A 12,010-nucleotide genomic window follows, 5' to 3' on the forward strand; every position below is an offset into this window, starting at 1 on the left:
CGTGGTCGCCGTTGGCGTCTGGGTGGCCCGAGGCGGCGGCGACCGCTTGCAGCCGCCGCGGCGATGAGGCCCACGGGCGGGGGCGCACGCGGGATGATGCGCGGGTGACCCGCCCCTCCTCCCGTGCTCTCGCCGCGGCCGCGGGTGCGCTGCTGCTCACCGCGACCGGTCCGGGGGTTCCGGGAAGCACAGCCGTCGCGCCGCTGTCCCAGAGGTCGGCCGACCGGCTGCCCGACGCCGGACGGGTCGAGATCGGCCGCAGCGTCCAGGACCGTCCGATCCACGCGTGGCGCGTCGGCGACGCGGGCGCTCGACGCACCGTGGTGCTCGTCGCGACGCTGCACGGCGACGAGCCGGCGCCCCGCCGCATCCTCCGGCGGCTGCGACAGGGACCGGAGGTCTCGGGTGTGGACCTGTGGGTCGTGCCGGTCGCCAACCCCGACGGTCTGGCCGCCCGCACGCGCCAGAACGCCCGCGGCGTCGACCTCAACCGCAACTTCCGGGAGAGCTGGGCTCCCGGGGCCCGCGACGAGAAGTACCCGGGTCATCGGGCGGCGTCGGAGCCCGAGACCCGCGCGCTGGCGCGCTTCCTGGCCCGCGTCGACCCCGATCGGGTCCTCAGCTACCACCAGCCGCTGCTCGGTGTGGACACCTACGAGCAGAAGCGCCCCGCCTTCACCCGACGGGTCGCGACCGCACTGGGTCTGCCGCTGCGGTCCTTCGACTGCCGCGGCGGCTGCCACGGCACCTTGACGCAGTGGTTCAACGCCCGACGCGACGGCACGGCCCTGACCGTGGAGTACGGTCGCGGGCTGACCAGGGCGGGCGTACGCCGTGGCGTCGCCGGCGTCCTCGAGGCGATCGGTGCGCGGCGCTGACCCGCTCGGACGCCCACAACTTCACGAGGGCACGCCGAAGTGGGATAATGGTGGGCGCGTCCGCGACTTGCGGCGCACACGACCCACCTGAAAAGAGGTACAGGCATGGCGGCCATGAAGCCGCGGACCGGTGACGGTCCGCTCGAGGTCACCAAGGAGGGTCGCGGCCTGGTCATGCGCGTCCCGCTCGAGGGTGGCGGACGACTCGTGGTCGAGCTGAACGCCGACGAGGCGGGCGACCTGCGCACCGCGCTCGAGGGCGTACTGTCCTGACGCTCCTGACGACGGGGGCCGACCCAGCAGGGGTCGGCCCCCGTCGCACGTCCGGACTCGTCCGGCAGGGCCCGTCCGCGGCTTGAGTAGGGTCGCAGCCATGCTCATGCCGCACCAGGTCGAACCGCCCACGATCGCGTTGAGCGCGCTCGACCCGCACGAGGTCGCAGAGGCCGAGATCATCGCGCTCGCCGTCGCACCGCGGCCCGACACGTCGGGCAGTACCCCGGAGGCCCCGCTCATCGGTCCCGGCGCCGAGCAGTTGCTGGACCGTCTCGACGACGCGGGCGTCGATCTCTTCGCCTGGCTCGAGCACGCCGGGTGCGCCGGCGCCGCCGGCCAGGTCGCCGAGGTGCCCGCGGTGGCCCTGGGCGACCTGACCGCCCTCGGCCACCCCGGCCTCACGCGGCTCCTGCTCGTCGGGGTCGGCGCCGAGACGTCCACGGACCTGCGGCGTGCTGGGGCGGCCCTGGCGCGGCGTACGCGGGACTGCGGCAGCGTGGTCACCACGCTCGCGGCCGGCTGCGACGACGCGCTGCTCGGTGCCCTGGTCGAGGGGCTGGTGCTCGGCTCCTTCGTCTTCCACATGAAGTCCGGCAAGGCGCCGCACACCCCGGTGGCACAGGTGGTGCTGGCCGCCGTGCCCGACGCCGAGGACCGCGGTGCAGCGCTCACCCGCGCCTGTGCCGTCGCGGGCGCCGCCTGGCTCTCCCGCACCCTCGCGCTGGTGCCCAGCAACATCAAGAACCCCGCCTGGTTGGCCGCTCAGGCCGAGCGGGTCGCGGAGTCCAGCGGCCTCGAGATCGAGGTGTACGACGAGCACGCGCTCGCCGCGCAGGGCTTCGGCGGCATCGTCGGCGTCGGCCAGGGGTCGGCGACCCCGCCGCGGCTGGTGAGGTTGGCGTACGACCCGCCCGGGGCGACGCGTTCGACCCCGCACGTGGTGCTGGTCGGCAAGGGCATCACCTTCGACACCGGTGGCCTGTCGATCAAGTCCTCCGACGGCATGAGCACGATGAAGCGCGACATGACCGGTGGCGGCGTGGTGCTGGCGACGATGGGTGCTCTCGCCGAGGTCGGCTGCCCCGTCCGCGTGACCGGGCTCATCGCTGCCGCGGAGAACGCCGTCGGGGAGAGCTCGATCCGCCCGGGCGACGTGCTGCGTCACCACGGCGGGCGCACCAGCGAGGTCACCAACACCGACGCCGAGGGTCGCCTGGTCATGGCGGACGCGCTGGCCTACGCCGCGGCCGAGCTCGAGCCGACCGTGCTCGTCGACGTCGCCACCCTGACCGGTGCGGTGAAGCTCGCCCTGGGACTGCGCACCGGTGGCCTGTTCGCCACCGACGACGCGCTCGCCGGCCACCTCCTCGACGCCGGTGCGGCCGGCGGCGAGCCGCTGTGGCGGATGCCGCTGATCGAGGACTACGAGCCCCTGCTCGACTCCGAGGTCGCCGACGCCGACAACGCCCCCGGCGGCGCCGGCGCCATCACCGCGGCGCTGTTCCTGCGGCACTTCACCGGGGGTCTCCCGTGGGCGCACCTCGACGTCGCCTCGGTCGGCGACTCCCCGGTCGACGTGGGCGAGTGGAGCCTCGGGGCCACGGGCTTCGGGTCACGGGTGCTGCTGCACTGGCTGGGCTCCGCGGAGCCCGTCGCGGGCGTACGCGGCCGCGACGGAGGCAGGGACGCGGGGCGCTTCGGCTGGCTGCGGGCCCTGGCTCGCTGAGCCCTGACCGGGACCGATGACTCTGGCGCGACGCGCCGGTCCGTACGACCATGACCCGAGCGGCCCCGTCCGAGGGCCAGGTCACGGACCCGAGGAGTGCCCATGAGCGCCGAGCTCGTTCCCTACCTGATGTTCTCCGGCGACGCGCGCGCCGCCCTGGAGCTGTACCACGCGACCTTCGGCGGCGAGGTCGAGGTGATGACGTTCGCCGACATGGGGGGCATGGGGCTGCCCGAGGACCAGCACGACCTGATCATGCACGCCTCGCTCAGCGCGCCGGGCGTGCACGTGTTCGTCAGCGACACGCCCGAGTCGATGGGGGAGGCCCACGCCAACGGGTCGATGGCGCTCGCCGGCAGCGACACGACGACGCTGCGGGGCTGGTGGGACGCTCTCGCCGAGGGCGGCACCGTCGACGTGCCGCTGGAGAAGGCGCCCTGGGGTGACCTCTACGGGCAGGTCAAGGACCGCTTCGGCGTCGACTGGATGTTCAACGTCGCGGACGACACCGCGACGGGATGAGCGTCGGTCCTCGGATCAGCTCTGCTCGCGCTTCTTCGCGACCAGCAGTCCGTCGCCGACCGGCAGCAGGACGGTGAGGAGGTCCTCGGAGGAGCGGACCTCCTTGCCGAGCTCGCGCACGGCGACGGTCTCCTCGTCACGCTGCGCGGGGTCGGCCACCTTGTCGTGCCACAGCGCGTTGTCGAAGACCACGACGCCACCGGGACGCAGCAGTCGGAGGGCCTCGTCGAGGTAGTCGGGGTACTCCCGCTTGTCGCCGTCGACGAAGACCAGGTCGTACGCCGCGTCGGTCAGCCGCGGGACCACCTGCAACGCGTCGCCGGGGATGGTGCGCGCCCGCCCGCTGCCGAAGCCGGCCTCGCCGAAGGTGAGCTTCGCGAGCCGCTGGTGCTCGACCTCGGTGTCGATGGTCGTGAGCACCCCGTCGGGGCGCATGCCGCGCAGCAGCCAGGTGCCGGAGACCCCGGTGCCGGTGCCGATCTCCACGACGGTGCGGGCCTCGACGAGCGAGGCGAGCATGCGCAGCGCGGCGCCGGTGCCGGTGGAGACCGGCGAGCACCCGACCTCGGCAGCCCGCGCCCGCGCCTTGGCCAGCACCTCGTCCTCGCCGACGAAGTCCTCGGCGTAGCTCTGGCTGGCGGGCTTGAGACCGGAGATGGCGGGCTCCTCGATCGGCGGGGTGTCGGGGCGACGGTCCCTGCCGCGCAGGGAGTCCTCGGCGCGGACTCTACCGCCAGGACGCGCCCGCTCCCCAGAGGCTCATCGGCTCTCGACAGCCCTCTCTCAGGGTGGTCTCACCTGCGGGCCCTAGCGTCGGGTGCATGGAGCCGGACTGGGACGCGCTGGTGCGTCGACACGCCGACACGGTGCACCGGGTGGCGCTGCGCCTGACCGGTGACCGGGAGGAGGCGGCAGACCTCACGCAGGACACCTTCGTGCGGGCCTTCACCGCCTGGGACCGCTTCGCCCCCGAGCACGAGGGCGCCGAGGCCGCGTGGCTGCGACGCATCGCCACCAATCTCTTCCTCGACGGCGCCCGGCGCCGCGCCCGCATCCGCTTCGACGCGCTGCTGCCCGACCGGGCCGACCGCGTCGAGGAACCGGCCGGCGCCGCCGACCTGCCGCTGCACGAGCGCACCCTGGAAGCGGACGTGCTCGCGGCTCTGCACGCACTGAGCCCCCCGTTCCGGGCCGCGGTGGTGCTCTGCGACATCGAGGGCGTCAGCCACGACGAGGCGGCGGAGACGCTCGGGGTGCGCGTCGGCACGGTGCGTACGCGCCTGCACCGCGCCCGTGGTCAGTTGCGCGACGCGCTGGCGCACCGTCGCACGCCGACGCGGCGACGGTGGGCGGCCCCGCTCGCGATGCCGATGCCGGGCCTGACCTGATCGATCCCCGAGCGCGGCGCCGGGAACCCGGTCGCGTGCTCGTGGGGCTCAGGTCGCCTCGTCGTCGTACGGCGGCCGCTGCCCCGCCTTGAGCGGCCGCATACCGCGCGGCAGCGCCTCGGTGTCGCGGTCGACGCCCTCCCAGGCGCCGCTGAGCTGCTTGCGCACGACCTTGCGGGGGTCGAGGTCCTCGAACTCGAAGTCCGCGAAGTCGGGGCCCAGCTCGTTGCGGAGCTCGTCACGGGCGCTGTCGGAGAACTCCTTGACCCGGCGCAGCGTGCGCCCCGCCGTGCGCGCGAACTCCGGCAGCCGGTCGGGCCCGAAGACGACGAGCCCCACCACGAGCAGCACCACGAACTCGCTGAACCCGACTCCCAGCACGAGGTGAACCTACTCCCGGAGCCCGCGTGGCGCGATCACGTGGGCGACCAGGTGGCTCATGAGCGGGCGATCAACGGGCGGTCGGCGTGAGACCGAGCTGCATGCCGGCCAGGCCGCGACCGCGGCCGGCGAGCCCCGAGGCGGTCTGGGTCAGCACGCGCGCGGCCGGCGAGTCGGGGTCGGCCACGACGACCGGCTTGCCGCGGTCGCCACCGGCTCGCAGCTCGAGCTCGAGCGGCACCCTCGCCAACACGGGCACGTCGTAGCCGAAGCGCTCGGCCAGCGTGGCCGCCACGCGGTCGCCACCGCCGGAGCCGAAGACCTCGATCGGGTGCTCGGGGCCGCAGTGCGGGCACGGCAGGTAGGACATGTTCTCCACGACGCCGATGACGCGCTGGTGCATCATCGAGGCCATCGTGCCGGCGCGCTCGGCGACCTCGGCGGCGGCCTCCTGCGGGGTCGTCACCACGACCACCTCGGAGCTCGGCAGGTGCTGCCCGAGGCTGATCGCGATGTCGCCGGTGCCCGGGGGCAGGTCGAGGAGCAGCACGTCGAGGTCGCCCCAGTAGACGTCGGCGAGCATCTGCTTCAGCGCACGGTCGAGCATCGGGCCACGCCAGGCGACGACCTGGTCGCGGCGCGGCTTGAGCATGCCGATGCTGATCACCGAGGGGCCGAGCTCGGTCGGCACCGGCATGATGAGGTCGTCGACCTGCGTGGGCCGCGTGTCCGCCACACCCAGCATCGCGGGGATGGAGTGGCCGTAGATGTCGGCGTCGACGATGCCGACCTTGAGGCCCTGCTTGGCCATCGCGACCGCGAGATTGACCGTCACCGAGGACTTGCCCACGCCGCCCTTGCCCGAGGCGATCGCGATGGTGCGGGTGAGGTTGCCCGGCTTGCCGAAGGGCACCTCGCGCTCCTGCACGCCGCCGTTGAGGACGGTCTTGAGCTCCTCGCGCTGCTCGGGGGTCATCACCCCGAGCGTGACCTCCACCCGGCTGATGCCGGGCACCTTGCCGACGGCCTCGGTGGTGTCGCGGGTGATGGTGTCCTTCAGCGGACAGCCGGAGACGGTCAGCAGCACCGTGATGGCGGCGACGCCGTCGGCGTCGACCTCCACGGAGTCGACCATGCCGAGCTCGGTGATGGGGCGACGGATCTCGGGGTCGTTGACGGTGGCCAGTGCGGCGTTCACCTGGTCGATCACGGGGGAGGACATGCCTCCAGGCTACGGGTTCAGCGTGACCCGTCCGAGCCGGGAGCGGCGTCGTCCGCGTCACTCGTCGTCGAGGCGCCCCCCTCGTCCTGGGACGGGGTCGGCAGCCGCTCCTCGAGGTCGGAGAGCAGCGACCGCATCTCCGAGCGCATGTAGTCGCGGGTGGCGACCTCCCCGAGCGCCATGCGCAGCGAGGCGACCTCGCGGGCGAGGAACTCCATGTCGGCGTGGGCGCGCGCGTCGGCCTGCCGGTCCTGCTCGGCCTGCACGCGATCGCGCTGCTCCTGGCGGTTCTGGGCCAGCAGGATCAGCGGCGCGGCGTAGGAGGCCTGCAGGCTCAGCACCAGGGTCAGGAAGATGAACGCGTACGGGTCGAACCGCAGCGGCTCGGGCGCCAGCGTGTTCCACAGCAGCCACGCGGCGACCAGCGCGGTCATGTAGAGCAGGAACGTCGCCGTGCCCATGAAGCGCGCGAAGCGCTCGGCGAAGGTGCCGAAGGAGTCCGGGTCGAACGTGGGACGCGGCAGCCGGCGCGAGACGTCGCGCGGGGTGTCGAGCTTGGCCTTGCCGTCGCCGCCGCCGAGCCGGGTGCGCGCGAGCCGCGACTCGCGCTCAGCCACGGCTCGGTCCACCCGCGAGGTCGGGCACCGACGAGGAGGCCGCAGCGCGCCGCCGGCTCGCCGCCGCGCTCAGCCGGTTGCCCGGCGCGCCCCGGTCGCGCCAGTTGCGGGGCAGCATGTGGTCGAGCAGGTCGTCGACGGTGACCACCCCGAGCAGCCGCTGGTCGGCGTCGACGACCGGGCAGGCCACCAGGTTGTACGCCGCCATGTGCGCCGCGACCTCCTCCAGCCCGGCCTCGGGGCGGATGGGGTCGGTGCCGGAGTCGATGCAGCCCGCGACGAGCGTGGACGGTGGCTCGCGCAGCAGCTTCTGGATGTGGGCGAGTCCGACGTAGCGACCGGTGGGCGGCTCGTACGGCGAGCGGCAGACGTAGACCAGGGCACCGAGGCTGGGGGTGAGGTCGGGGTTGCGCACGTGCGCGAGCGCCTCGGCGACCGTGGCGTCGGGCGGCAGGATCACCGGCTCCGGGGTCATCATCCCGCCCGCGGTGAGGTCGTCGTAGCTCATCAGACGCTTGACGTCCTCGGCGTCCTCGGGCTCCATCAGCTCCAGCAGGGTCGCGGCCACCTCGGGCGGGAGGTCGGCGATGAGATCGGCGGCGTCGTCGGCGCTCATCTCCTCGAGCACGTCGGCCGCGCGCTCGGAGTCGAGACTGCCGACGATGGAGACCTGGTCCTCGTCGGGGAGCTCCTCGAGCAGGTCGGCCAGCAGCTCGTCGTCGAGCACCGCGACGACCTGCCCGCGCCGGTCGGCGGGCAGCTCGCGCAGCACCTGGGCGGCGTCGGCGGGCTTCATCTCCGACAGGCTCGCCACCAGTCGTTCCGCCCCCTGCTGGGGCTGCAGGGTCTCGAAGCCCTCGACGTCGCGCCAGTCCACGACGTGGGTCTGCCCACGCCGTCCGAAGCGCTTGGCCCCCTGGGTCAGCGCCACCTTGGTGATCACCCAGTCGCGGTTGCGGGCCTGCTCCATGCCGAGGTCGTAGACGGTGCCCGTGATCGGCGGCTCGTCGCTGTCACGCTCGGGGTCCCGGACGCTCACGTGGCGGTCGAGCATCTGGCCGATGGCGAGCGTCTCGGCCGAGCGCTGCGCGAAGCGCCGCATGTTCACCAGGCCCGTGGTGAGCACCTGACCGGACTCCAGTCCCGTGACCCGCGTCATCGGCACGAAGATCGACCGTCGGCCGAAGACCTCGACCACCAGTCCCACGACGCGCGGCTGCTGCACGCCGTGGCGGAGGAAGACGACGGCGTCGCGGACCTTGCCGACCTGGTCGCCGTTGGGGTCGAAGACGGGCAGGCCGGCCAGCCGGGCGACGAAGACGCGGTGGGGGCTGGTGCTCACACCCGCGAGGCTACTCGTCGCGAGCGCGGACGCCGGTAGGGTCCGCCACCATGAGCGCGGCTCCCGTCTACATGCACATCGGCATGCCGAAGACCGGCACGAGCCTGCTCCAGGGCCTGCTGGCGGCCAACGGCCGCGCCCTCCGCCGGGCCGGCGTGGCGACGCCCGGACCCTTCCTGCTGCACCACCGCGCGGCCTCCGAGCTCAACGAGATCAAGGGGCCACGCGAGGACGCCGTGCCCCAGGGCAAGTGGGAGGAGGTGCTCGCCCAGATCCGCGCCGCCGACGGGCCGGCCTTCTTCTCCAACGAGCGCTACTCGCGGCTGCGCCGCGACCCCGCCGACCGCGTCGTGGCCGACGTCGCCGCCCTCGACCGTGAGCTGCACGTCGTCATCAGCGTGCGTGACCTCGTCGCCGCGGAGTACTCCCGGTGGCAGGAGGACATCAAGAACGGCAACACGTTGACCTTCTACGACGCCGCCGAGAAGGCCGTCGCCGACCGCGAGTGGCTGCGCACCAAGCAGCGCGTACGCCACACCTTCGGCGTCTGGTCCGAGCGGCTTCCGGCCGACCGCATCCACATCGTCACCGTGCCGCCCTCGGGCACGCCGCGGGACGTGCTACCCGGACGGTTCGCCGAGGTCGTCGGGGTGGACCCGGCCGTGCTCACGAAGAACCCGCCCGAGCGCATGAACGCCTCCCTGGACCCGGTCGGCACCGAGCTCGTCCGCCGCCTCAACGGCATGGACGAGGGCATGGACGTCTTCACCCAGCGGGCCGAGATCAAGCTCTTCCTCGGCTCGGGCGGTGCGCTCAGCCGCGACACCACGGTGCAGGCGCCGAGCCCCTGGGGCGCCTACTTCGACGCCTGCCGCGAGGAGTCGCGGTGGCTCGGCGACTTCATCGCCGAGCAGGGCTTCGCGGTGCACGGCGACCTCGCCGACCTCGAGGTCGTCGAGCGCCGCGAGCAGGCTCCCGAGCCGGTCAGCGAGGCCCAGGTGCTCGCCAAGGCGCTGGAGGCGGTGACGCTGCTCGCCCGCCGATCCCACGAGCGACAGCAGCAGATCGAGCAGGGTGCGACGGCAGCCGCCGAGGACACCGGCGTCGACCGCGGTGCGCGCATGCCCCGGCGGGTGGCTCAGGCCGTACGCCGCGAGGTCCTCCGCTACCGCGGCCGGAGCTGAGACGTGGCCTCCCGCGTCGTCCTGCACGTGGGGGCGCCCAAATCGGGCACCACCTACCTGCAGTCCATCCTCTTCGCCTCCGTCGACCGGCTGGCCGAGCACGGCGTGCTGGTGCCCGGCGAGGGGGTCGGCGACTACGCGCGTGCCGCGAGGGCGGTGCGCAACCGCACCCAGGGTCGGGGCCCGGCGATGCAGACGTGGCGGTCGATGCTCGCGCAGGTGCGCGACCACGACGGCACCGCCGTGCTCAGCGGCGAGTGGTTCTGCCTCACCCCGGCCGACCTCGTGCCCCGGATGCTCGACCAGCTCGCCGAGCTCGGCGGCGCCGAGGAGGTGCACGTCGTGCACACCACGCGGGCGCTGACCGCGGTGGTCCCGGCGGCGTGGCAGGAGACCGTGAAGCTGGGGGGCACCCAGGGTCTGGGGGAGTTCGCGGCCGGCCTTGAGGACGACGACGCCGACCGTTGGTCCTGGTGGGCGCTGCAGGCCGACCGGGTGCTGGCCCGCTGGTCCCCGCCCGTCCCGGCCGCGCGCGTGCACGTGGTGACCGTGCCGCCGACCCGTACGGATCCCCAGGCGCTGCTGCGACGCTTCGCCGCGGCCTGCGGGTTCGACCCGGCCTGGTGCGACACCGAGGTCGCGCAGCCCAACGAGTCGCTCGGTGTCGAGGCCGCCGAGCTGCTGCGCCGCCTGTCCCCGGCGCTGACCGAGCGCATCGACTTCGACGCCGCGCACTGGACGGACCGGTACCGCTGGCTGCGCCGCTACCTCGGCCACGAGCTGCTCGTGCCCGCCGCCGGGTCGCGCATCGCGGTCGACCCCGACACCGCCGCGGCGGTCGGCGCCCGCAGCCGCGCCATGGCGGACGCGCTGCACGCGAGCGGGTACGACGTCATCGGGTCGCTGGAGGACCTGCGTACGCCACCCCCGGAGGACGCGGGCGGCGTCACCGGTCGCCGTCATCCCGGTGAGGTCACCGACACCGACCTGCTCGACCTGGCCGTGCCCCTGGTCGCGGACCTCCTGGCGCGACTGCGCAGCGAGGTGCTGGACGTCGAGGAGAGCACCGGCAGCTACCGCGACCTGCCCGCGGGCGAGTCGGAGCTGGAGAGGCGGGAGAGCCGTTGAGCGAGCGCACGCACCACCGGGTGCCGACCAAGGTCGTCTTCCTGGTGCAGAACATCTACGGCGGCGGGGGAGTGGCGCGGACCGTCATCGGTCTCGCGAACGCGCTCGCCGAGACCCACGAGGTGACCCTGCTCGGTCTCACCTCGGGCCGTCTCAAGCCGCAGTTCGACCTCGACCCACGGGTACAGGTCGAGTGGATCGCGGAGAGGCGCGACCGCGGTCGTCCCGGCGAGCGGCCCAAGGGCCGTCGCGGTGGCAAGCGGCTCGTCCGCCCGGCCGAGGACCCGAAGGCGCCGGGCTGGCAGCGGCGGCTCGACGCCCAGCCGACCGGTCTGATCGACCAGGTCGACCTCGAGCCGGAGATGAGCCGGCTCACCGACCTGCTGCTGGCGCGACGGCTCGCGACGCTGGGCCCGTGCATCCTGATCTCGACGCGGCCGACGCTCCACCGGGCCGCGGCCCGGTGGTCCCCGCCGTGGGTGGTGCGCATCGCGCAGGAGCACATGAACTACCTGACCCGCGCCGACAACGCCCCGGTCATCGGGGCCATCGACGCCGCGGCCGAACGGCTCGACGCCGTGGTCACGCTGACGACCCTGGACGAGGCGGACTTCGTACGCCGCTGGGCACGCACCAAGCGCGCCGGTGCCCGCGTGGTCACCATCCCCAACGCCTCGCCCTTCGCGATTGGTGAGCGTGCCCCGCTGGAGGCGCCCGTGGTGGTGACCGCGGGCCGCTTCGAGGCACGCAAGGGGTTCGACCGTGTCATCGACGGCTTCGCCCGTGCCGTCGCCGAGCGCCCCGAGCTGGCCGACTGGCAGCTCCACGTCTACGGCAAGGGCGAGATCGAGGACCAGCTGAAGCAGCGCGCCGCCGCCACGCACTGCGCGGACCGGATCGTCTTCCCCGGCTACGCCGACGACTTCGACGCCGTGCTCAAGGGTGCGTCGATCTATGCGATGGGGTCGCACTTCGAGGGTCTGCCGATGGTGCTGCTGGAAGCCCAGGCCGTCGGTCTGCCGATCGTGGCGTACGACTGCCCCCGGGGTCCCTCGGACCTGATCGACGACCGCGTGTCCGGCCGCCTCGTGCCCGACGGCGGCACCCGGGAGGAACGGGGTGCGCACAGGGCGGTGTACGCAGATGCGCTCGCCGAGCTGATGACCGACGCCGACCTGCGGCGCCGCATGGGAGCCGCCGCGCAGCAGAAGGCACAGGAGTACACCCTGGACTCGGTCGTGGACCGCTGGGAGCGCCTCTTCGACGAGCTCTCCCGGGCGCGTACGTTCGCGGGCCCCCGGCGCACACGTGAGGTACGCCGCAACGGTTCGTGACCTCGCTGACAG

At 73.5% G+C, this 12,010-nt stretch carries 13 protein-coding genes; 8 read left to right on the top strand and 5 right to left on the bottom strand.

All coding sequences use genetic code 11. The features are described 5' to 3' along the window. Positions 1-104 precede the first annotated feature (104 nt). The 4 genes from KLP28_12490 to KLP28_12505 all read left to right on the top strand — a co-directional run bounded on the left by KLP28_12490 (position 105) and on the right by KLP28_12505 (position 3,402). Positions 105-878, top strand: a complete 774-nt coding sequence (locus tag KLP28_12490; protein ID QWC84388.1) for a DUF2817 domain-containing protein — start codon at positions 105-107, stop codon at positions 876-878. Positions 879-983: 105 nt separating this feature from the next. Beyond that, positions 984-1,151, top strand: a complete 168-nt coding sequence (locus tag KLP28_12495) for a DUF3117 domain-containing protein (GenBank protein ID QWC84389.1) — start codon at positions 984-986, stop codon at positions 1,149-1,151. Between the two features lie 100 nt (positions 1,152-1,251). Next, on the top strand, positions 1,252-2,880 hold the full coding sequence (locus KLP28_12500) for a leucyl aminopeptidase family protein (protein ID QWC84390.1): 1,629 nt from the start codon (positions 1,252-1,254) through the stop codon (positions 2,878-2,880). A 102-nt stretch (positions 2,881-2,982) separates the two neighbouring features. After that, entirely contained in the window at positions 2,983-3,402 is a 420-nt protein-coding gene (locus tag KLP28_12505) for a VOC family protein (GenBank protein QWC84391.1), read from the top strand. A 15-nt stretch (positions 3,403-3,417) separates the two neighbouring features. On the opposite strand, the gene KLP28_12510 is transcribed toward KLP28_12505, so the two are convergent. Continuing rightward, positions 3,418-4,074 (bottom strand): O-methyltransferase, encoded by a 657-nt coding sequence (locus tag KLP28_12510; GenBank protein ID QWC86967.1) that lies wholly within the window; start codon positions 4,072-4,074, stop codon positions 3,418-3,420. A gap of 149 nt (positions 4,075-4,223) precedes the next feature. Between KLP28_12510 and KLP28_12515 the strand changes: the two genes are divergently transcribed. Continuing rightward, positions 4,224-4,790 (top strand): sigma-70 family RNA polymerase sigma factor, encoded by a 567-nt coding sequence (locus KLP28_12515; protein ID QWC84392.1) that lies wholly within the window; start codon positions 4,224-4,226, stop codon positions 4,788-4,790. A 48-nt stretch (positions 4,791-4,838) separates the two neighbouring features. Here KLP28_12515 and tatB read toward each other — a convergent pair whose 3' ends face one another. From tatB to KLP28_12535, 4 genes are all read right to left on the bottom strand, one after another. Continuing rightward, the gene (gene tatB, locus KLP28_12520; GenBank protein QWC84393.1) at positions 4,839-5,171 is read right to left on the bottom strand and encodes a Sec-independent protein translocase protein TatB; all 333 of its coding nucleotides are present in this window, start codon (positions 5,169-5,171) and stop codon (positions 4,839-4,841) included. Between the two features lie 70 nt (positions 5,172-5,241). Continuing rightward, positions 5,242-6,393, bottom strand: coding sequence for an Mrp/NBP35 family ATP-binding protein (locus KLP28_12525; protein ID QWC84394.1), 1,152 nt, complete (start codon positions 6,391-6,393; stop codon positions 5,242-5,244). Positions 6,394-6,410: 17 nt separating this feature from the next. Next, a complete protein-coding gene (locus KLP28_12530) occupies positions 6,411-6,854 on the bottom strand; it encodes a DUF1003 domain-containing protein (GenBank protein ID QWC86968.1) in 444 nt (147 codons plus the stop codon). Positions 6,855-7,002: 148 nt separating this feature from the next. Beyond that, on the bottom strand, positions 7,003-8,352 hold the full coding sequence (locus KLP28_12535; protein ID QWC84395.1) for a CBS domain-containing protein: 1,350 nt from the start codon (positions 8,350-8,352) through the stop codon (positions 7,003-7,005). Positions 8,353-8,402: 50 nt separating this feature from the next. Between KLP28_12535 and KLP28_12540 the strand changes: the two genes are divergently transcribed. The 3 genes from KLP28_12540 to KLP28_12550 are packed head-to-tail and all read left to right on the top strand — an operon-like array spanning position 8,403 to position 11,998. After that, positions 8,403-9,536 carry a hypothetical protein gene (locus KLP28_12540; protein ID QWC84396.1) on the top strand — a complete coding sequence of 378 codons (1,134 nt, stop codon included), beginning with the start codon at positions 8,403-8,405 and terminating at the stop codon, positions 9,534-9,536. Positions 9,537-9,539: 3 nt separating this feature from the next. Then, on the top strand, positions 9,540-10,664 hold the full coding sequence (locus tag KLP28_12545; protein QWC84397.1) for a hypothetical protein: 1,125 nt from the start codon (positions 9,540-9,542) through the stop codon (positions 10,662-10,664). Continuing rightward, complete coding sequence (locus KLP28_12550; GenBank protein QWC84398.1) at positions 10,661-11,998, top strand: glycosyltransferase; 1,338 nt, start codon at positions 10,661-10,663, stop codon at positions 11,996-11,998. The genes KLP28_12545 and KLP28_12550 overlap by 4 nt, the downstream gene beginning before the upstream one ends. Positions 11,999-12,010 lie beyond the last annotated feature (12 nt).

The sequence above is a fragment of the Nocardioidaceae bacterium genome (assembly GCA_018672315.1).
GTDB lineage: Bacteria > Actinomycetota > Actinomycetes > Propionibacteriales > Nocardioidaceae > TYQ2.

Coding starts and splice junctions, on each gene's coding strand:
- KLP28_12495 (QWC84389.1), top strand. CDS start 984: ATGGCGGCCATGAAGCCGCGGACCGGTGACGGTCCGCTCGAGGTCACC.
- KLP28_12500 (QWC84390.1), top strand. CDS start 1,252: ATGCTCATGCCGCACCAGGTCGAACCGCCCACGATCGCGTTGAGCGCG.
- KLP28_12505 (QWC84391.1), top strand. CDS start 2,983: ATGAGCGCCGAGCTCGTTCCCTACCTGATGTTCTCCGGCGACGCGCGC.
- KLP28_12515 (QWC84392.1), top strand. CDS start 4,224: ATGGAGCCGGACTGGGACGCGCTGGTGCGTCGACACGCCGACACGGTG.
- KLP28_12525 (QWC84394.1), bottom strand. CDS start 6,393: ATGTCCTCCCCCGTGATCGACCAGGTGAACGCCGCACTGGCCACCGTC.
- KLP28_12530 (QWC86968.1), bottom strand. CDS start 6,854: ATGGGCACGGCGACGTTCCTGCTCTACATGACCGCGCTGGTCGCCGCG.
- KLP28_12540 (QWC84396.1), top strand. CDS start 8,403: ATGAGCGCGGCTCCCGTCTACATGCACATCGGCATGCCGAAGACCGGC.